The following is an 18,078-nucleotide window of genomic DNA, read 5'->3' as shown; positions in this document are numbered from 1 at the left end:
GTGAATTTAGACCATAAGTATGAAAAAGGAATGAAAAAAATTAAAGGGTGAGAAAAATGAAAGAACCGAAAATTGGTTTAGCTCTTGGATCTGGGGGCGCAAAAGGATTTGCTCATGTTGGTGTTATAAAAGTTTTAAGGGAAAATGGTATTCCGATTCATATGATTGCAGGAAGTAGTATGGGGGCTTTAGTAGGTACGTTTTATGCAGCTAGTTCAAGCGTTGAAAGGCTGTATAAACTGGCAAATGTTTTTAAGAGGAAATATTATTTAGACTTTACGGTTCCGAAAATGGGATTTATTGCTGGAAAACGTGTCAAAGATATGATTAAAATGTTTACATATAATAAAAATTTAGAAGAGTTAGATATCCCGACGGCTGTTGTGGCTACTGACATCTTGAAGGGGGAAAAAGTAGTTTTTACAAGTGGTCCTGTTGCAGAGGCAGTGAGAGCTAGCATATCTGTACCTGGAGTATTTGTACCAGAAAAAATAGATGGACGATTATTGGTGGATGGCGGAGTGATTGATCGCATTCCAGTATCGGTTGTGAAAGAGTTAGGTGCTGATATAGTTATTGCTGTTGATGTATCCCCGATTAAAGTGAATGGAGAGGTTACGTCTATTTATGATGTAATTATGCAGAGTATTGAAATTATGCAACATGAGCTTGTGATGAACAGGCAAATTGCATCGGATTTAATGATGCGACCAGCTGTAGAACAATTTAGTTCACGTGCTTTTACAAACATTGAAGACATTATTCGAGTTGGAGAAGTTGAAGCGGAAAAACATGTTGCAAATATTTTTTTATTAATCGAGCAGTGGAAGGAGAAACATAATGTTTAAGCGTTTTCGGTTTATATATGCAATTTTAATAGGGGTTATATTGGCGATGTTACTTGTTTACGTACGTTTACCGTATTATATAACAAAACCAGGAATGGCGGCCAAATTAGAGCCTTACGTTCAAGTTGAGGGTGGAACGAAAGAATCTGGTGATTTTATGCTTGTTACGGTTTCGATGGGACCAGCAAATGTGGTGAATTTAATAGCGGCACAGTTTAATAAATATACACATATTTCGAAAGCGGAAGAAATATTGCAAAAAGGTGAGAGTGATGAAGAATATCAATTTCGCCAAAATTATGCGATGAAAGATTCGCAAAATGCAGCAATCTATAATGCTTATAAACGTGCAAATCGTACTGTTTCTTTTGAAAATAAAGGTGTATTGGTTGCTGGTGTAGCGAAAGGGATGCCGTCAGAAGGAAAGCTTAAACTTGGAGATGTCATTATAGCTGTCGACGGAAAAACATTTGAAAAGACGGAGCAATTTATTGAATATATGACAGGGAAAAAAGAAGGGGACGCAGTAAATATTGAGTACAAGAGGAATGGAAAACAGTTAAAAGAAAATTTAAATGTAAAGACCATTCCGAATGGAAATGGACGTGTTGGTATAGGGGTTTCTATCGTTACGGAAAGAGAATTAGTGGTAGATCCGAAAGTGAAAATTGATTCTCATGAAATAGGCGGACCATCGGCAGGTCTAATGTTTACATTAGAAATATATAATCAACTTGTAGAAGATGATTTAACAAGAGGGCATGAAATAGCTGGAACAGGGACGATTAATGAAAAGGGAGAAATTGGCCCGATTGGTGGTATTCAGCAAAAAGTGGTCGCTGCAAGTGATGCTGGTGCTGAAGTGTTCTTTGCGCCAAATGAAAAAGGTGTGGAGAAATCGAATTATAAAGATGCACTTGAGGCTGCGAAAGATATTAAAACAAAAATGAAAGTTGTACCAGTTGATACGCTGGATGATGCATTACTGTATTTGGAAAAAATGGGCGAGAAAAAATAAACCTCTCTGAAAAAGAGAGGTTTTTTATAGAAATTTTGCAGTTGTTTCATCATAACGAATTGGATGGTGTGTTGCATCTTGTTTTAGTAGTTGTGTTCGTAATGGTTCTTGCATGATGGAGAAATATACAGAATTGGCTTTTCGCTCTATCTGTAAAGTAGGATGGTCAAATGTTTTTGTATGGGTAAGGATGGGAAGCTCTATTTTTTTCTTGTTTTTTGAAAGGTAAGTTTGTCCTTTTTGTGACATGCCTAGTAGACGAATGTACGGCGCATGCTGCCCTATATTTGCGCTATGTATTTCTTCTTTTGTTGTATTTGTTAAAATGTGTGTACAAGCTCTTTGTAATCTAGTCCACGTATAACGCTTCGTTTTTAATGCTTCCATGAATGAATGGAAGGAGGAACTGGTTTGTATTTTGGATAAAATACGATGCTCTAAACCTTCCTCTATTTCATATATATGTCGTAAGTCCTCTGGAGACATCGTCATGAGTTTGTATTTAAAAAATGAAAAGTATTGTTCCCAATTATGTAATATCCCGTAGTTTTGTTTGTAACTTGCTAAAAGAGAAGCAGTCGCTTTTGGAATAAAAGGCTCAATTTCTGTAAAAGAACTATTTTCGCTAAAAAGTTGTTTGCGAATACTTGTTGCGCTTGCTATATGTTGGTCGTTAAATGTTTCATCATGATAATGAGATGCGAATCTTTTTATCGTTTGTGCTTGTATAGAACTATTTTGCGTCAGGATTGCTTTCATGTATTGGAAACCTAAAATATTATTTGGTTGTGACATGTCTATGTTTTTTTCAGAAGGTAAAATGTGTAGGAAAGCTTCAGATGTAGCTTTTGCGTAACTATTACCTGCGTTCATAAATTGCTTTACAAGACGATTAAAAGTCTCTTCTTCATTTTTTTGCACAGAAATGGTGTTATAAAAATTTTCTATTTTTCCATCTTCACTACCGAAACAAATTTCAGAAACGTGTAGGGCGTTTAAAATGGAAATAGCGCCATTTGCAAAGGTTTCAGCCTTTTGTGTTGAAAAGGCATATGGAAGCTCTACAACAAGGTCTACACCGCATGATAAGGCCATTTGGGTACGATACCATTTGGATATGAGTGCTGGCTCACCACGCTGTAAAAAAGGGCCACTCATAACAGCGATTGTAATATCAGAGTGTGTTAACTTTTTTGTTTGTTGCACATGATAATCATGACCGTTATGAAAAGGGTTATATTCAACAACAATACCACTGGCTTTTATGGTAATCTCTCCTTTCGATGTAGCATCTTTTTGAAAAACGTGATACTCTATATAATATTTACTATGATGACTTCATTATAGTGTAAAGAAAAAACATTGACAAATATAAAATGGCTAGCTATAATTTTGTTTGTTGCCTTGAGGTGATATGATATGAAATGGTCCATCCATCAATTGAATAAATTGAGAAATAAAGGATTGACATTGGATGAGATGGTAGATGTAAGTGAGCTAAAAGAGGTCGAGAAAGATATTCGTGAAATTAATCCTGTTCATGTAACAGGAAGAGTTGATTTTGGCTCCGGTAAGTTTACGTTCCATCTACATATAACTGGAAGCATGGTTTTACCGTGTTCTCGCTCTTTAGTAGATGTGACATTACCATTTGACATTAAAACAACTGAGGTGTTCCAAACTTCGCAAGAAGAATTTGAAACTGAGGCTGAAATTCATTGTTTAGAAGGAGAAGTACTTGACTTACTGCCCGTAATCAAGGAAAATATACTTTTGGAGATTCCAATGCAAATTTTCAGTGATGATGTTTCTGGTGGAGCACCGATGCAAGGTCAAGACTGGCAAGTGATTTCGGAAGAAAACAAAGAAAAGACTGTTGATCCAAGATTAGCAGGACTTGCAAAGTTTTTTGACAAATAATCGGAAGACTGGTTCAGGCCTTCATATGAAAATAACTATTTCTTTTAAGGAGGTGGGAAGAATGGCTGTACCTTTTAGAAGAACTTCTAAAACAGTAAAAAGAAAGCGTCGTACGCATTTCAAATTATCAGTACCTGGTATGGTAGAGTGCCCAAGCTGTGGTGAAGCGAAATTAGCTCACCGTGTATGTAAAGCATGCGGTACTTACAAAGGTAAAGAAGTAATCAGCAAGTAATTGCGGGAAAATAAACGTAGAAGATATCTTCTGCGTTTATTTTTTTTTGCCTTATTCTTTATTTGTTGTATTCTATCTTTTCTAGTAACTGCATATGCTTAATAAAAAATGCATAGGGAGGACTAGAGAGATGGCGACAACAAGACAAGATGCTTGGACTGATGATGAAGATTTGCTTCTGGCAGAAGTAGTACTCCGGCATATTCGAGAAGGTGGAACGCAATTATCTGCCTTTAAAGAAGTGGGAAGACATTTATCTCGTACACCAGCAGCATGCGGCTTTAGGTGGAATTCTTACGTTAGAAAGCAATACAAAGAACGTATTGAAGAAGCGAAGCAACTACGTAAAGTAGAAAATTATGAAGTAAAAGAGACAAAGGTATTAGAGCCTACGTCAATTACATTAAATGATGTTATTGATTTCTTGCAAAATTATAAAGATGAAAACTCTTTAATGGTGTTACAACAGCAAATTGAATCGTTACAAACAGAGAGAGAGAGTCTTTTGGAGCGATTATCAGTATATGAGGAAGAATATAGAACATTGCTTGATTATATCGATCAAAAAAGAAGTGTAATGGTAGCAGAAAGAAATAGCGCTCGTTCGAATGGGAAATTAGAAAAGTTAAAGAAATAAAAAAACAGCTGCTATGTAGCTGTTTTTTTATTTCTTATGCAGATTCTTCATTTGTAACCGCATTCAAATTTGTTTCTGGGTTCCAAACATAAAAATCACCATCAGGTACTGATACAGGATGGAAATTTAATTTATCCCAAAAACCAGCTGAATGGATACGTGCAATCGTTTTAATTGGGAACTGTAGCCCCTTCGCATAATTTACAAGCATTTCTCCGAATCCTTGTTTTTGGAAAGTTGGTAACACTTCAAGTTTATAGAGTTCTAGGTAAGTACCTGTAATTTCGAATGGTTCCCCGCCGCTTCTTTTCATATATAGACTCATACGTGCAATTAGTGATCCGCCATAATAAATACCGTAAAATGGAGATTCGCTATCGTTTTCAATAATGTTTGCCTGTAATTCTTCTAACATGGATAGTTCTTGAGCTCCGCAACCTTTAAATTTTTTAAATTCATCTAATGTTTTATAATTGATGAGCAAGCGCTCAACTTTTGGGAATCCCATAACATCACATCCTTTTCTTGTCTTGTTGAATGCAGAAAAGTAAAAATATTTATAATAATATTATAACTCATTTTTTTATTTTTATGAAGATGATAGTATATTTCTTTTATTATTTTTTTAAGGATTTGCTAAACTAAGAGTAGAAGCATATTAATAGGTAGTATATACATATTGAAAGAAGAGGTTGCATTTGTTTGTTTAAGAGCAATGAAATTGTAAACTATGTTAATGGAATGGAGAAAGATAAAGTGAAACTGTAATCGGTGGGATTTGTTCACCTTTAGTTAATTATGATTCCGCAACAATCAGGCGTTTGCGGGATGAAAAGGGGGAGGGAAAGGGACTTATGTATCGCGATTATATGAGTTCCTTGTGTGAAAATGAAAATTGGAGTTGTTGGACCAGGAGCTATCGGTCTATTGTATGCATTTTATTTACAAAAAAGTAAGCAAGATGTTACGTTGTTTACAAGGACAGTTAAACAGGCTGAGGAATTGAACATAACGGGTATAACTTGTATGAAGGAGGGAAAAAGCGAAACGGTATTCCCACCTGTTTTGCCAATAGAAAGTATGCTAGACCAGCAGCTAGACTATATATTTATTGCTGTTAAGCAATATCATATAACTGATATACTACCTTTTGTACGAGGGGAAACATCATTAATCTTTTTGCAAAACGGAATGTCGCACCTTCATGCTATGCAGCAAATAGGGAATGAAAATATTGCGGTTGGGATTGTAGAGCATGGCGCAAAAAAAGAAGAAAAACATACCGTTTATCATACAGGGATAGGTGTAACAAAGTTTGGAATCGTGCATGGCCAGTCTATGCATTTTGAAAAAATATTTAATTGTTTTCCTTTCCCTCATTTTCCGATTCAAATAGAAGATGATTGGAAGGATGTCATGCACAAAAAGTTAGTAGTTAATGTATGCATCAATCCATTGACAGCATTATTACAAATCCAGAACGGAGAGTTGATTAAGAACCCGTTTTTTTACCGGATGATGGAACAAGTATTTCAGGAAGTCGTTTTTCTTGTTGAAGAAGAAAAAGAAATGGTATGGGAAATGGTGCGTCATGTATGTGAAAGAACGTCTCGTAATACATCATCTATGCTGGCAGATGTAAGGGCGAATAGACAAACGGAAATTGGTGCGATTGTTGGATATGTATTAGAAGAAGCTAAGAAACAGCAACGATCCGTTCCGACACTTCAATTTTTGTTCGATGCAATAAAAGGATTAGAAGTAAACGTATAAGTGTAATTCTTTGCTTTTACGTGCAACATTGACTACAATGTGGATTGGTGAGAGAACAGGATACGAAAGGAAGAATTATATGGAGATAAAAGAAATCTCTGTTCCGCAACAAGGCGTTGTAGCGGACTATATGAACGGTAAAAAAGAGATACAGTCGTGTTTTGACTATATGTTAACAGAAGATGCTTTTAAACAACGAGTACACGATTTGCGTGAGCGAGAGTTTTTCCGCCAAGATTTAGTAGCGCATTTATTAGAATATAATACAAAATTACAAGCGGGAGAAGCTACGATTCAAAATGTAAAAGCGCTTGGAGATGAAAATACATATGTTGTGATAGCTGGACAACAAGCTGGGTTATTAACTGGACCACTTTATACAATTCATAAAATCATTTCAGTTTTACAGCTTGCGAGGGAAAAGGAAGAAAGTTTAGGTGTTAAAGTCGTTCCTGTTTTCTGGATTGCTGGTGAAGACCATGATATGGATGAAATTAATCATACTTTTGTAACGAAGAATAAAAAAATAAAAAAGACTATTTTTCATGATCGTAATCCGAAAAAGGCGAGTGCTTCAGAGTCCGAGCTTTCTTTGGAAGACTGTAGAAAGTGGATTGAAGAAATTTTTAAAACATATCCTGAAACGAATTTTACAAAGGATGTACTGCAATTTATTGATGATTCTTTGGAAAAATCGAATACGTATGTAGATTTCTTTGGTCATCTTATTATGAAAATGTTCGTGAATTCTGGTTTAATTCTTGTCGATTCGCATCATCCTGAATTAAGAAAATTAGAAGTACCGTTTTTCAAGCAAATTATAAGTAAGTATAAAGAAGTGCAAGAGGGGCTTCATAATCAACAGGAAGTAATTAAAGAATTAGGATATAAACCGATTATTGAAACAAAGTCTAATGCAGTACATATATTTATGGAAATTGATAACGAGCGAGTGTTACTTGAAGATAATCAAGGGAAGTTTGTTGGAAAGGATGGAGCGTATTCCTTTTCATATGAGGAATTGATGGAAGAGATGGAAAGAAGTCCTGAACGCTTTAGTAATAATGTTGTAACGCGCCCTCTTATGCAAGAGTATGTATTTCCTACGCTTGCGTTTATTGGAGGTCCAGGGGAATTAGCTTACTGGAGTGAATTGCAACAAGTCTTCCATACTATCGGTTTCCGAATGCCGCCTGTCGTTCCGCGTATTACAATCACTTATATAGAGAGGGATATAGCGACAGATTTATGCGATTTACAATTGCAAGAGAGTGACCCGTTTTTAAATAACGTAGATACGCTGCGTGAAAACTGGTTATCTAATCAAATAGAGGAACCGATAGACGATCGATTTGTAGAGGCGAAAAAAGAAATAATTGATATTCATATGTCATTACAACAGTTTGTGAAGAAAATAGATCCAGGATTAAGTACGTTTGCAGGGAAAAATGAATTCAAAGTTAATGAACAAATTGAACTGTTGGAAAGAATGTTGAAAAGAAATGTTGAGAAAAAACATGAAGTGCAGCTAAATAAATTCCGTCGCATACAATGTGCGCTTCGTCCATTAGGGGCGCCGCAAGAGCGTGTGTGGAATGTATGTTACTATTTAAATCAGTTCGGTTTGGATTTCGTTGATCGTGTAATGGAAAACCCGTTTTCTTGGGACGGAAAACATCATGTTATAAAACTATAGAATCTTGCTCTTAGGAGCAGGATTTTATTTTTGTCCCGTTGAATTTACTGTGAAGTGAAATTTTTCTGAATTATCAATTTCGAAATGATAGATATCGTAATTATGCAGGATACTTAAATATATGACAAAATAGCACAAAATGTAAACGTATTATTATCTTTTTCGACAGTTTTTTATTTAAATTCCCGCAAAAGATGATAAAATTTAGTATATAATAAAAGAAAATAGCGATTTGTATAGTATGCTGCCTTTGTAGGCAAGTTAAATGAGTCGTTCTTTCATAGTATTTCGTTCTCTAATCGTGAAATGTGCGTTTAGAGGAGGAGATGCATTCAACATAATTAATTGGAAAAAGAGTAGGTGCAACAATGTTTAAACACGTAACAGTGCTTTTAAAGGAAACAGTAGACGGCTTAGATATAAAGCCAGGTGGTACATATGTAGATTGTACACTGGGGGGAGGAGGACATAGTTCTTATTTATTATCCCAATTAACTGAAGGCGGAAAGTTAATCGCGTTTGATCAAGATGAGATAGCGATTCAAAATGCGAAAGAAAAATTCGCTTCATACGGTGAGCAGTTCATAACAGTAAAAAGTAATTTCCGTTATTTATCTGAAAAACTACAGGAATTAGGTATAACAGAAGTAGACGGTATTTTATTTGATTTAGGTGTTTCATCCCCACAATTAGATACACCAGAGCGTGGCTTTAGTTATCATCATGATGCACCGTTAGATATGCGAATGGATCAAGATGCCCCCTTAACAGCATATGATGTTGTAAATAGCTGGTCATATGAGCAACTTGTAAGGATTTTCTTCCAGTATGGTGAAGAGAAATTTTCAAAACAAATAGCTAGGAAAATTGAAGCGTATCGTGAGAATAAAGCTATTGAAACGACAGCAGAATTAGTAGAACTAATTAAAGAGGGTATTCCAGCTCCTGCTCGTAGAACAGGTGGACATCCTGCGAAGCGAGTGTTCCAAGCAATCCGTATTGCTGTAAATGATGAATTGAAAGTATTTGAAGAAGCGTTGGAATCTGCAATTGAGATGGTCAAGCCAGGCGGAAGAGTTAGTGTTATAACATTCCATTCGTTAGAAGACCGTATTTGTAAAACGACGTTTAAGCGAAATAGTACAACGCCACAATTGCCACCAGGATTACCAATTATTCCTGATGAATTTAAGCCGAAATTAAAGCTTATTACAAGAAAGCCAATTTTACCTTCTGATATAGAGTTAGAAGAAAATAATCGAGCGCGTTCTGCGAAATTGAGAATCGCTGAAAAACGATAAAAAGGGGAGAGAGGTATGAGTAACTTAGCTGTAAAGTACAAACAACAAGCGCAAGAAGAGGTACAGATTCAAACGCCCCCACAGCAGATGGTTCAGCCAAAAGCTAAAGCGAAGATTACAAGAATCGAAAAACTGTTGTATGTAGCATTTATTGGCTTTTTATTGTATGCCTGTGTAGCGTTTATTGGAAATAAAGCAGGCCTTTATCAAGTTAACGTAGAAGCTGCGACGATAGAACAAAAAATTGTACAGCAGCAAAAAGAAAATCAAGAGTTACAGGCTGAAGTAGAGAAGTTAAGTCGTTATGAACGAATCTCTGAAGTTGCAAAAAAACACGGGCTAGAAATTAATGCGAATAATGTGAAGGGCCTCAAATAAGGCAATAGGTGTGAAGGGAAAATGAAGAGAAATATGACTAAATTTCATACCAATAAGGGAGCAGGGTATTTTATGATTTTATTCCTCCTGCTCTTTTTGCTGTTATTAGCCCGATTTTTTTACATACAAGCAACAGGATCAGTTCATAATCATGACTTGGATGAACTCGCTAAGCAAAAACATAGTAAAACAGGAGTTTTGGAAGCGAATCGCGGGACGATTTATGATCAAAATGGTCATGTATTAGCGCAAGATGCAAACTCTTATAAACTTGTAGCGGAATTAAAAGGTGCGAATCCGGTTAAGGATAAAGAGGATACTGCAAAGAAAATTGCGGGAGTACTCGGAAAAGATGAAGAGAAGATTTTAGATACCTTAAATAAAGAAGGTAGAAGTCAAGTGGAATTTGGAAAATTAGGTAAGGGCTTGACGAAAGAACAGAAAGAACAAATAGAAGCATTAAAATTGCCAGGTATATCTTTTATTACTGAAAATGCAAGAGTGTATCCAAACGGTGATTTCGCATCCTATGTCGTAGGTCATGCGAGACCTGATGATAAGGGGATTGCTATAGGGCAATTTGGTTTAGAAAAGAGCTTGGATAAGTATTTAGGGGCTTCTAACGGAAAAGTAGCTTATACAGGTGATCGTAAAGGTGTGTCTCTTGACGGTGGGAAAGTGAATGTAGAGGCACCTAAAAATGGAGATAATGTATATTTAACGCTTGACCAGCGTATTCAAAGTTATTTAGAAGACGCAATGAAAGAAGCGAGTAAACATTATGAACCAGAAAGCTTAATAGGGATTGTTGCGGATCCAAAAACAGGGAAAATATTAGGAATGTCTAGTAAGCCTAGTTATGATCCAAACCAAGAGAATAATGAGTATTTTTATAATGACGCAATTGCAAATGCATTTGAACCTGGATCAACAATGAAAATATTCACGCTAGCAGCAGCTATTAATGAAGGTGTGTATAAAGGACAGGATTACTATCAGTCTGGTACATATCAAGTCGGAAACCGAAAAATAAAAGATCATAACGGCGGCGCTGGATGGGGATCTATCACATTTGATGAAGGGGTAGAGCGTTCTTCAAACGTAGCGTTTGCGATTTTAGGGGATCAAAAGCTTGGCCCAGAACGTTTCCGAAAGTATATTCATAGCTTTGGATTAGATGAAAAAACGAACATTGATTTACCTGGTGAAGGTTCAAATACAATTATATTCGATCAGCAAATACAACAAGTAACAACAGCATTTGGACAAGGTTCTACTGTAACCCCAATTCAGCTTGTACAAGCTGCAACTGCTATTGCAAATGATGGGAAAATGATGAAGCCTTATACAGTTGATAAAATTGTAGATCCAATAACAGGTAAAGTAAAATTAGAACATAAGCCAGAAGAAGCGGGAAAACCTGTTACAAAAGAAACAGCAGCGCAAGTAAGACAGTTATTAGAACGCGTTGTTACATCGCCGAAAGGAACAGGAACTGCTTATAAAGTCGATGGATATTCGGTTGGTGGTAAAACAGGGACAGCGCAAATTCCGGATGGAAAAGGTGGCTATATGACGGGAAGGGAGAATTATATATTCTCATTCTTAGGGATGGCACCTATGGACGATCCGCAACTTGTTGTGTATGTAGCTGTAAAACAGCCGAAATTGAAAGATGATGAGAATGGCGCACAGCCTTTAGCTGATATTTTTAAATATGTAACCAAAAATAGTCTAGAGTATTTAAAGATTAAGCCAAATGAAATAAAAGATCCAAAAAAATATGTAAAAGAACAACAAACTGTCGTTCCAGATGTAACCGGGAAAACGATGGAAGAAGCGAAAAAAGCAATTGATAAAGCAAAACTTCGTCCAATCGTATTAGGTGAAGGAAAAGTGCAGCAGCAAGTGCCAAAAGCAACTGAGCAAACATTAAAAGGTGATCGAGTCTTCTTAGTAGGAGATAAACCTACAATGCCAAATATACAAGGTTGGGCACTGCGTGATGTTATGAATTTAGCAAAAACATTAAAGCTTAACTTAAAACCTACTGGTACCGGATACGTAACTGAACAAAGTGTGGCAGAAGGAACATTGTTGCAACCTGGTACAGAGTTAGGTGTAACACTTGTACCGCCACTTGAACCACAACAAGAAGCAGAAAAACCGTAATGGTAAAAGAGAAAAAGTTCTAATTAAATAAGTACAAGCATATATTGGAACAAGCTAGGCGTAAGGGAGGCTTGTTCCAATATGCGTGTATCAAATGTAACAGTTAGAAAACGACTTATTTTTATACTCATATCAGGTATACTTATTTTCACTATCATCGATATTCGTCTTGGATATGTGCAATTTTTTCTTGGCAATATGTTAACGGATCGTGCGAAGGATTCATGGAGTCGTAATATTACTTTTGAACCTGAACGTGGGAAAATTTTAGACCGAAATGGTGTGGAACTTGCTACGAATAAAAGTGCCCCAACTGTCTTTGTTGTACCGAGGCAAATTGAAAAACCAGCAGAGACTGCAGAGAAGTTAGCTGCAGTATTAGGTGTGGAAAAAGATGAGGTTTATAAGCGGATTACAAAAAAAGAATCGATTGTAAGGTTAGATAAAGGCGGAAGAAAAATATCACATGATAAAGCGAAAGAGGTACGAGGATTAAGTTTGAAAGGTGTTTATATCGCAGAGGACTCTATCCGGTACTATCCATTTGGTAACTTTTTATCACACGTATTAGGGTTTGCAGGTAGTGATAACCAAGGCCTTATGGGATTAGAAAAATATTATGATAAAGAATTAAATGGTGATAAAGGTCATGTGCGTTTTTTTGCAGATGCAAAAGGACAAAGGATGCCTAATATTGGCGATGATTTCAAAAAGCCAGAAGCTGGTTTGAATTTAGGTTTAACCATTGATGCACGTATTACGAGAATTATGGAAAGAGAAATGAATATTGCAGAATCGACATATAATCCAGATGGTATGATTGCGATTGCGATGAATCCGAAAAATGGTGAAATTTTAGGCATGTCGAGTCGGCCGAGCTTTGATCCAGCAGATTTTCAAAGTGTTTCTCCAGAAGTGTATAATAGAAATTTACCAGTATGGAGTACGTATGAGCCTGGTTCAACATTTAAGATCATTACGTTAGCAGCAGCCTTGAATGAAAATTTAGTAGACTTAGAGAAAGATACGTTTTATGATGATGGAGCAGCTGAAGTGGGTGGAGCTCGATTGAAATGCTGGAAAGCAGGAGGTCATGGTAGCCAAACGTTTTTAGAAGTAGTTCAAAACTCATGTAACCCAGGATTTATTGAACTTGGTGATCGTCTTGGCAAAGACCGATTGTTTAAATACATTCGTAATTTCGGCTTTGGACAGAAAACCGGAATTGATTTGCAAGGTGAAGGTAGTGGGATTTTATTTAATTTAGATAAAGTTGGTCCAGTCGAGCAAGCAACTACTTCATTTGGTCAAGGCGTTTCTGTAACACCGATTCAACAAGTAGCAGCAGTAGCAGCGGCTGTAAATGGTGGGACGTTGTATCAACCGTATATAGCTAAGGAATTTATTGATCCGAAAAATGATAAAGTTGTAAGTAAAAAGACACCTGTGGAAAAAAGAAAAGTTATTTCCAAGGAAACTTCAGAAAAAGTTCGGTATGCATTAGAGAATGTTGTAGCAAAGGGATCTGGTAAAGGTGCTTTCATTGATGGGTATCGTGTAGGTGGAAAAACAGGTACGGCTCAAAAAGTGAAAGATGGTAAATATTTAGAGAATAATTATATAGTATCTTTTATCGGTTTTGCTCCAGCGGATGATCCGGAAATTGTTGTCTATGTTGCTGTTGATAATCCGAAAGGTGTAACGCAATTTGGTGGAGTAGTAGCTGCTCCAATTGTTGGGAACATTCTTCGTGATGCACTTCCTGTTATGGGTGTGAAACCGAGAACAGAACAAGTTGAGAGAGAATATAAATGGGGCGATATACCAACTGTGGAAGTTCCAAATTTAATTGGTATGAAAAAGAAAGATTTACAGACGCAACTCGTCGATTTGAAGCTTGATATAAGTGGAGACGGAGAGAAAGTCATTAAACAGTCCCCAGAAGCAGGAGCTAAAGTGAAAGAGGGCTCAAAAATTAGAATTTACTTCGGGAATTAAAGGTAACCTAGTACGTTTTATGGTACAATTGGTGGAAGTGAGTTCTTTATAGAAGAGTTACTTAAATTGAGACCGTAAGAGTTTCAATTATAAATAAGTCTATTTATTAGACGACAGTGGCACGTACCTCCTATTTTACATAATTAGGAGGTAACGTGTTGCTTATTAAAAAAGAGATAAATACACAATGTAGAGAGGGTTTAGTGAAATGAAGTTGCATACACTTGTATCATGTTTGCATGATTTTCCAGTTGTTCCAAAAGAAAATCCAGAAATCACATCTATAGAAGCTGATTCACGTAAAGTGAAAGAGGGAAGCTTATTTGTATGTATGAAAGGGTATACGGTTGATAGCCATGATTTTGCTAAGCAAGCAGCGGCACAAGGAGCGGCTGCTATTGTTGCGGAAAGACCAATTGATGTTGACGTTCCAGTTGTACTTGTGAAAAACACTTTTCGTTCGTTAGCGATTTTAGCTGATTATTTTTATGGTCAACCAACACACAAGTTACATTTAATCGGAATTACAGGTACAAATGGAAAGACAACAACATCGCATATTATGGATGAGATTATGCGCGCACATGGTCATAAAACGGGGCTAATTGGAACGATTAATATGAAAATCGGTGATGAAACATTTGAGGTGAAAAATACAACACCAGATGCACTAACACTTCAACAGACGTTTTCAAAAATGGTTGAACACGGTGTAGATAGTACAGTAATGGAAGTTTCGTCACATGCTTTAGATCTTGGTCGTGTACACGGATGTGATTACGATGTAGCAGTGTTTACAAATTTAACACAAGATCATTTAGACTATCATAAAACGATGGAAGAATATAAACATGCAAAAGGATTGCTATTTGCACAACTTGGCAATAGTTATAATCATAATCGTGAAAAATACGCGGTACTGAATAACGATGACGCTGTAACTGCGGAATATATGAGAAGTACTGCGGCAACTGTTGTAACATATGGAATTGATACAACAAGTGATATTATGGCCAAAGATATCGTAATGACGAGTGGTGGAACTACATTTACACTTGTAACACCATATGAAAGTGTAAATGTTACGATGAAATTGATTGGGAAATTTAATGTATATAACGTACTAGCGGCAACAGCAGCAGGACTTGTTTCTGGTGTAAGTTTAGAAACGGTCATTGATGTGATAAAGCAACTAGCTGGAGTTCCAGGACGTTTTGAAGTAGTTGATGGTGGGCAAAATTATACAGTTATTGTTGATTATGCACATACACCAGATAGCTTAGAAAATGTATTAAAAACAGCAAAACAGTTCGCAAAAGGCGATGTATATTGCATCGTCGGTTGTGGCGGAGATAGAGATCGAACAAAGAGACCAATCATGGCAAGTGTTGCAACAAAATATGCAACTCATGCAATTTACACTTCAGATAATCCAAGAAGTGAAGAGCCGGGGGCTATTTTAGATGATATGGTACAGGGTGCAAATGGGAATAATTATGAAGTAATCATTGATAGAAAAGAAGCGATATACCATGCAATTGCTAACGCGAAAGCTGAAGATATCATCATTATTGCTGGTAAGGGTCATGAAACATATCAAATTATTGGTAAAGAAGTTCATCATTTTGACGATCGTGAAGTCGCTAAAGAAGCAATTACAGAGCGTTTAAACAACGAAGAGTAACAACGTGAGAGGAGGACTACATGTGCTTGAGCAAGGTTTATTAGTAACGGCTGGGGTAGCATTCTTAATTTCTGTTGCCCTTTCGCCATTGTTTATTCCATTTTTAAGGAAATTAAAGTTCGGACAGAGTATTCGTGATGAGGGACCAAAGTCACATCAAAAGAAATCAGGGACACCGACAATGGGTGGTATTGTCATATATGTATCTATGATGGTCACTTCACTTATTATGGCAATTAAGTTTAATCATTTAGGTGCAGAGGTTTCGTTATTACTATTAGTAACGTTTGGTTACGGATTGATTGGATTTTTAGATGACTACATAAAGGTAGTTAAGAAGAGAAATCTTGGTTTAACATCAAAACAAAAATTAGTAGGTCAGCTTGTTATTGCTATTGCGTTCTTTTTAATTGGAAAAGGGCAAGCGTTCCACACATATATCATGATTCCGGGAACAGATGTTAAGTTTGAATTAGGTTGGGCGTATTTTGTACTTGTATTATTTATGCTTATTGGTGGATCAAATGCAGTTAACTTAACTGACGGTTTAGATGGTTTATTATCAGGAACAGCTGCTATTGCATTTGGAGCGTTTAGTATTATTGCAGTAGCGCAAGAGCAATTTGGAGTAGCGATATTCTGTATGGCAGTTGTAGGAGCTGTACTTGGATTTTTAGTATTTAATGCAAATCCAGCGAAAGTGTTTATGGGAGATACAGGTTCTTTAGCTTTAGGTGGAGCCATTGCAGCTGTAGCGATTTTATTAAAACAAGAATTGCTACTTGTAATCATTGGTGGAGTATTCGTAATGGAAACTTTATCTGTTATTATTCAGGTTATTTCGTTTAAAACAACAGGAAAACGTGTGTTTAAAATGAGTCCATTACATCATCATTATGAATTATGTGGTTGGTCAGAGTGGCGTGTTGTTGTGACGTTTTGGTCTGTAGGATTTTTATTAGCTGTGTTAGGAATTTATATCGGGGTGTGGATGTAATTGAAAACTGTAACTGAATTTCAAAATAAAAATATTCTTGTGTTAGGCATTGCAAAAAGTGGTTATGCAGCAGCTACGTTGTTACAAAAATTAGGTGCAAATGTTATTGTAAATGACGGAAAGCCTTTAGCAGATAATGTACTTGCTGCAGAATTACAAGCAAAGGGAATGGACGTTGTATGTGGTGGTCATCCTTTAGAATTGTTAGAGAGAAATATTTCTCTTGTAGTAAAAAATCCAGGAATCCCGTATTCTAATCCAATATTAGTTGCTGCGAAAGAAAAGCAAATTCCAATTGTAACGGAAGTTGAATTAGCATATCGTATTTCAGAAGCGCCATTTGTTGGGATTACGGGGTCTAACGGTAAAACGACGACGACAATGCTTACATTTGAAATGCTAAAAGAAGGACAAAAGCATCCTGTAATTGCAGGGAACATAGGAACTGTAGCGTGTGAAGTAGCACAGGATGCAAAAGAAAATGAAGTTGTAGTTACAGAACTTTCATCGTTCCAACTGATGGGAGTAGAATTGTTCCAACCTAAAATTGCTGCGTTTTTAAATTTATTTGAGGCCCACTTAGATTATCACGGGACGAAGAAGGAGTATGGTTTAGCAAAAGCAAATATTTTTAAAAACCAAACAGAAAATGATTATAGTGTAATAAATGCAGATGATGCAGATGTGATGGCTTTATCAGCTTATAGTAAAGGGCAAAAAGTACTATTCTCGACAACAAAAGAAATTGAAGATGGTGCGTGTATAAAAGATAATGCTCTTTATTTTAAAGGTGAAAAAGTTGTTGAAGTAGACGATATCGTTTTACCTGGTCAACATAATTTAGAAAATATTTTAGCAGCGATGAGTATCGCAAAATTATTGGGTGTTTCTAATGAAGCGATTACGGCGGTGTTAAAACGTTTTACAGGTGTAAAACATCGTTTAGAATATGTAACAACTATTAACAATCGTAAGGTTTATAATGACTCAAAAGCAACGAATATGTTAGCGACTGAAAAAGCTTTATCTGCGTTTACACAACCGATTGTGTTATTAGCAGGTGGGCTTGATCGTGGAAATGAATTCGATGATTTAATTCCATATTTCAAAAATGTAAAAGCAATTGTAACATTTGGACAAACAGCTCCAAAATTAGTAAGAGCTGCAGAAAAAGCGGGATTAGATACAATTGAAAGTGTCGATACTTTAGATGAAGCAGTAGTGAAAGCTTATGCTCATTCTACAGATGGCGATGTAATTCTTCTTTCTCCAGCATGTGCAAGCTGGGATCAATTTAAAACATTTGAAGAAAGAGGAGACATTTTTATACAAGCTGTGCATAAACTTATATAAAGTAAATCAAAACATCAGTAGGCTAACACCTACTGATGTTTTGTTACATAGGGCAAAAGTTTCTGCCT

Annotated in this window: 16 protein-coding genes; 14 read left to right on the top strand and 2 right to left on the bottom strand. The window is 36.3% G+C overall.

The window, feature by feature from the left end; translation table 11 throughout:
* Positions 1 to 56: 56 nt before the first annotated feature.
* On the top strand, positions 57 to 848 hold the full coding sequence (locus FS742_RS20025; RefSeq protein WP_144614628.1) for a patatin-like phospholipase family protein: 792 nt from the start codon (positions 57 to 59) through the stop codon (positions 846 to 848).
* The gene (locus FS742_RS20020) at positions 841 to 1,866 is read left to right on the top strand and encodes a SepM family pheromone-processing serine protease (protein WP_144614626.1); all 1,026 of its coding nucleotides are present in this window, start codon (positions 841 to 843) and stop codon (positions 1,864 to 1,866) included. Before FS742_RS20025 ends, FS742_RS20020 begins: the two co-directional genes overlap by 8 nt.
* Before the next feature lie 24 nt (positions 1,867 to 1,890).
* Here the strand turns inward: FS742_RS20020 and FS742_RS20015 are convergent, their stop codons facing one another.
* Positions 1,891 to 3,132 (bottom strand): nucleotidyltransferase, encoded by a 1,242-nt coding sequence (locus tag FS742_RS20015; RefSeq protein ID WP_186327195.1) that lies wholly within the window; start codon positions 3,130 to 3,132, stop codon positions 1,891 to 1,893.
* Between the two features lie 153 nt (positions 3,133 to 3,285).
* Here FS742_RS20015 and FS742_RS20010 point away from each other — a divergent pair, with 153 nt between their 5' ends.
* The 3 genes from FS742_RS20010 to FS742_RS20000 all read left to right on the top strand — a co-directional run bounded on the left by FS742_RS20010 (position 3,286) and on the right by FS742_RS20000 (position 4,658).
* The gene (locus FS742_RS20010; protein WP_000872144.1) at positions 3,286 to 3,786 is read left to right on the top strand and encodes a YceD family protein; all 501 of its coding nucleotides are present in this window, start codon (positions 3,286 to 3,288) and stop codon (positions 3,784 to 3,786) included.
* A gap of 61 nt (positions 3,787 to 3,847) precedes the next feature.
* Positions 3,848 to 4,021: a 50S ribosomal protein L32 gene (rpmF, locus tag FS742_RS20005; protein WP_001984764.1), complete on the top strand. Its 174-nt coding sequence runs from the start codon at positions 3,848 to 3,850 to the stop codon at positions 4,019 to 4,021.
* Positions 4,022 to 4,151: 130 nt separating this feature from the next.
* On the top strand, positions 4,152 to 4,658 hold the full coding sequence (locus FS742_RS20000) for an RsfA family transcriptional regulator (RefSeq protein WP_016086544.1): 507 nt from the start codon (positions 4,152 to 4,154) through the stop codon (positions 4,656 to 4,658).
* Positions 4,659 to 4,692: 34 nt separating this feature from the next.
* Here the strand turns inward: FS742_RS20000 and FS742_RS19995 are convergent, their stop codons facing one another.
* A complete protein-coding gene (locus FS742_RS19995; RefSeq protein ID WP_144614622.1) occupies positions 4,693 to 5,166 on the bottom strand; it encodes an N-acetyltransferase in 474 nt (157 codons plus the stop codon).
* Between the two features lie 374 nt (positions 5,167 to 5,540).
* On the opposite strand from FS742_RS19995, the gene panE reads away from it, so the two are divergent.
* The 9 genes from panE (at position 5,541) to murD (ending at position 18,010) form a co-directional block, all read left to right on the top strand.
* Positions 5,541 to 6,431 carry a 2-dehydropantoate 2-reductase gene (gene panE, locus FS742_RS19990; protein WP_144614620.1) on the top strand — a complete coding sequence of 297 codons (891 nt, stop codon included), beginning with the start codon at positions 5,541 to 5,543 and terminating at the stop codon, positions 6,429 to 6,431.
* Positions 6,432 to 6,510: 79 nt separating this feature from the next.
* Positions 6,511 to 8,127: a bacillithiol biosynthesis cysteine-adding enzyme BshC gene (gene bshC, locus FS742_RS19985; RefSeq protein WP_144614619.1), complete on the top strand. Its 1,617-nt coding sequence runs from the start codon at positions 6,511 to 6,513 to the stop codon at positions 8,125 to 8,127.
* Between the two features lie 368 nt (positions 8,128 to 8,495).
* Complete coding sequence (rsmH, locus tag FS742_RS19980) at positions 8,496 to 9,428, top strand: 16S rRNA (cytosine(1402)-N(4))-methyltransferase RsmH (protein ID WP_144614617.1); 933 nt, start codon at positions 8,496 to 8,498, stop codon at positions 9,426 to 9,428.
* A gap of 15 nt (positions 9,429 to 9,443) precedes the next feature.
* Entirely contained in the window at positions 9,444 to 9,806 is a 363-nt protein-coding gene (gene ftsL, locus FS742_RS19975; RefSeq protein ID WP_000067082.1) for a cell division protein FtsL, read from the top strand.
* Between the two features lie 21 nt (positions 9,807 to 9,827).
* Positions 9,828 to 11,978: a penicillin-binding protein gene (locus tag FS742_RS19970; RefSeq protein WP_472924382.1), complete on the top strand. Its 2,151-nt coding sequence runs from the start codon at positions 9,828 to 9,830 to the stop codon at positions 11,976 to 11,978.
* Between the two features lie 81 nt (positions 11,979 to 12,059).
* The gene (locus FS742_RS19965; protein WP_144614615.1) at positions 12,060 to 13,976 is read left to right on the top strand and encodes a stage V sporulation protein D; all 1,917 of its coding nucleotides are present in this window, start codon (positions 12,060 to 12,062) and stop codon (positions 13,974 to 13,976) included.
* Positions 13,977 to 14,184: 208 nt separating this feature from the next.
* Positions 14,185 to 15,660 (top strand): UDP-N-acetylmuramoyl-L-alanyl-D-glutamate--2,6-diaminopimelate ligase, encoded by a 1,476-nt coding sequence (murE, locus tag FS742_RS19960; RefSeq protein ID WP_144614613.1) that lies wholly within the window; start codon positions 14,185 to 14,187, stop codon positions 15,658 to 15,660.
* 22 nt (positions 15,661 to 15,682) lie between these two features.
* Entirely contained in the window at positions 15,683 to 16,657 is a 975-nt protein-coding gene (gene mraY / locus FS742_RS19955) for a phospho-N-acetylmuramoyl-pentapeptide-transferase (protein ID WP_000893058.1), read from the top strand.
* A complete protein-coding gene (murD, locus tag FS742_RS19950; RefSeq protein ID WP_144614611.1) occupies positions 16,658 to 18,010 on the top strand; it encodes a UDP-N-acetylmuramoyl-L-alanine--D-glutamate ligase in 1,353 nt (450 codons plus the stop codon).
* Positions 18,011 to 18,078 lie beyond the last annotated feature (68 nt).

Origin of the sequence: Bacillus cereus, from assembly GCF_007678085.1 — a bacterium.
GTDB classification, from domain to species: Bacteria; Bacillota; Bacilli; order Bacillales; family Bacillaceae_G; genus Bacillus_A; species Bacillus_A cereus_BE.
The sequence above is the reverse complement of the archived record's forward strand: the minus strand, read 5'-3'. Positions and strand labels throughout refer to the sequence as shown.

Bases quoted from the DNA above. Each gene is read 5' to 3' on its own strand.
- FS742_RS20025 (WP_144614628.1), top strand. From the start codon at position 57: ATGAAAGAACCGAAAATTGGTTTAGCTCTTGGATCTGGGGGCGCAAAA.
- FS742_RS20020 (WP_144614626.1), top strand. From the start codon at position 841: ATGTTTAAGCGTTTTCGGTTTATATATGCAATTTTAATAGGGGTTATA.
- FS742_RS20010 (WP_000872144.1), top strand. From the start codon at position 3,286: ATGAAATGGTCCATCCATCAATTGAATAAATTGAGAAATAAAGGATTG.
- rpmF (WP_001984764.1), top strand. From the start codon at position 3,848: ATGGCTGTACCTTTTAGAAGAACTTCTAAAACAGTAAAAAGAAAGCGT.
- FS742_RS20000 (WP_016086544.1), top strand. From the start codon at position 4,152: ATGGCGACAACAAGACAAGATGCTTGGACTGATGATGAAGATTTGCTT.
- FS742_RS19995 (WP_144614622.1), bottom strand. From the start codon at position 5,166: ATGGGATTCCCAAAAGTTGAGCGCTTGCTCATCAATTATAAAACATTA.
- bshC (WP_144614619.1), top strand. From the start codon at position 6,511: ATGGAGATAAAAGAAATCTCTGTTCCGCAACAAGGCGTTGTAGCGGAC.
- rsmH (WP_144614617.1), top strand. From the start codon at position 8,496: ATGTTTAAACACGTAACAGTGCTTTTAAAGGAAACAGTAGACGGCTTA.
- ftsL (WP_000067082.1), top strand. From the start codon at position 9,444: ATGAGTAACTTAGCTGTAAAGTACAAACAACAAGCGCAAGAAGAGGTA.
- FS742_RS19970 (WP_472924382.1), top strand. From the start codon at position 9,828: ATGAAGAGAAATATGACTAAATTTCATACCAATAAGGGAGCAGGGTAT.
- FS742_RS19965 (WP_144614615.1), top strand. From the start codon at position 12,060: ATGCGTGTATCAAATGTAACAGTTAGAAAACGACTTATTTTTATACTC.
- murE (WP_144614613.1), top strand. From the start codon at position 14,185: ATGAAGTTGCATACACTTGTATCATGTTTGCATGATTTTCCAGTTGTT.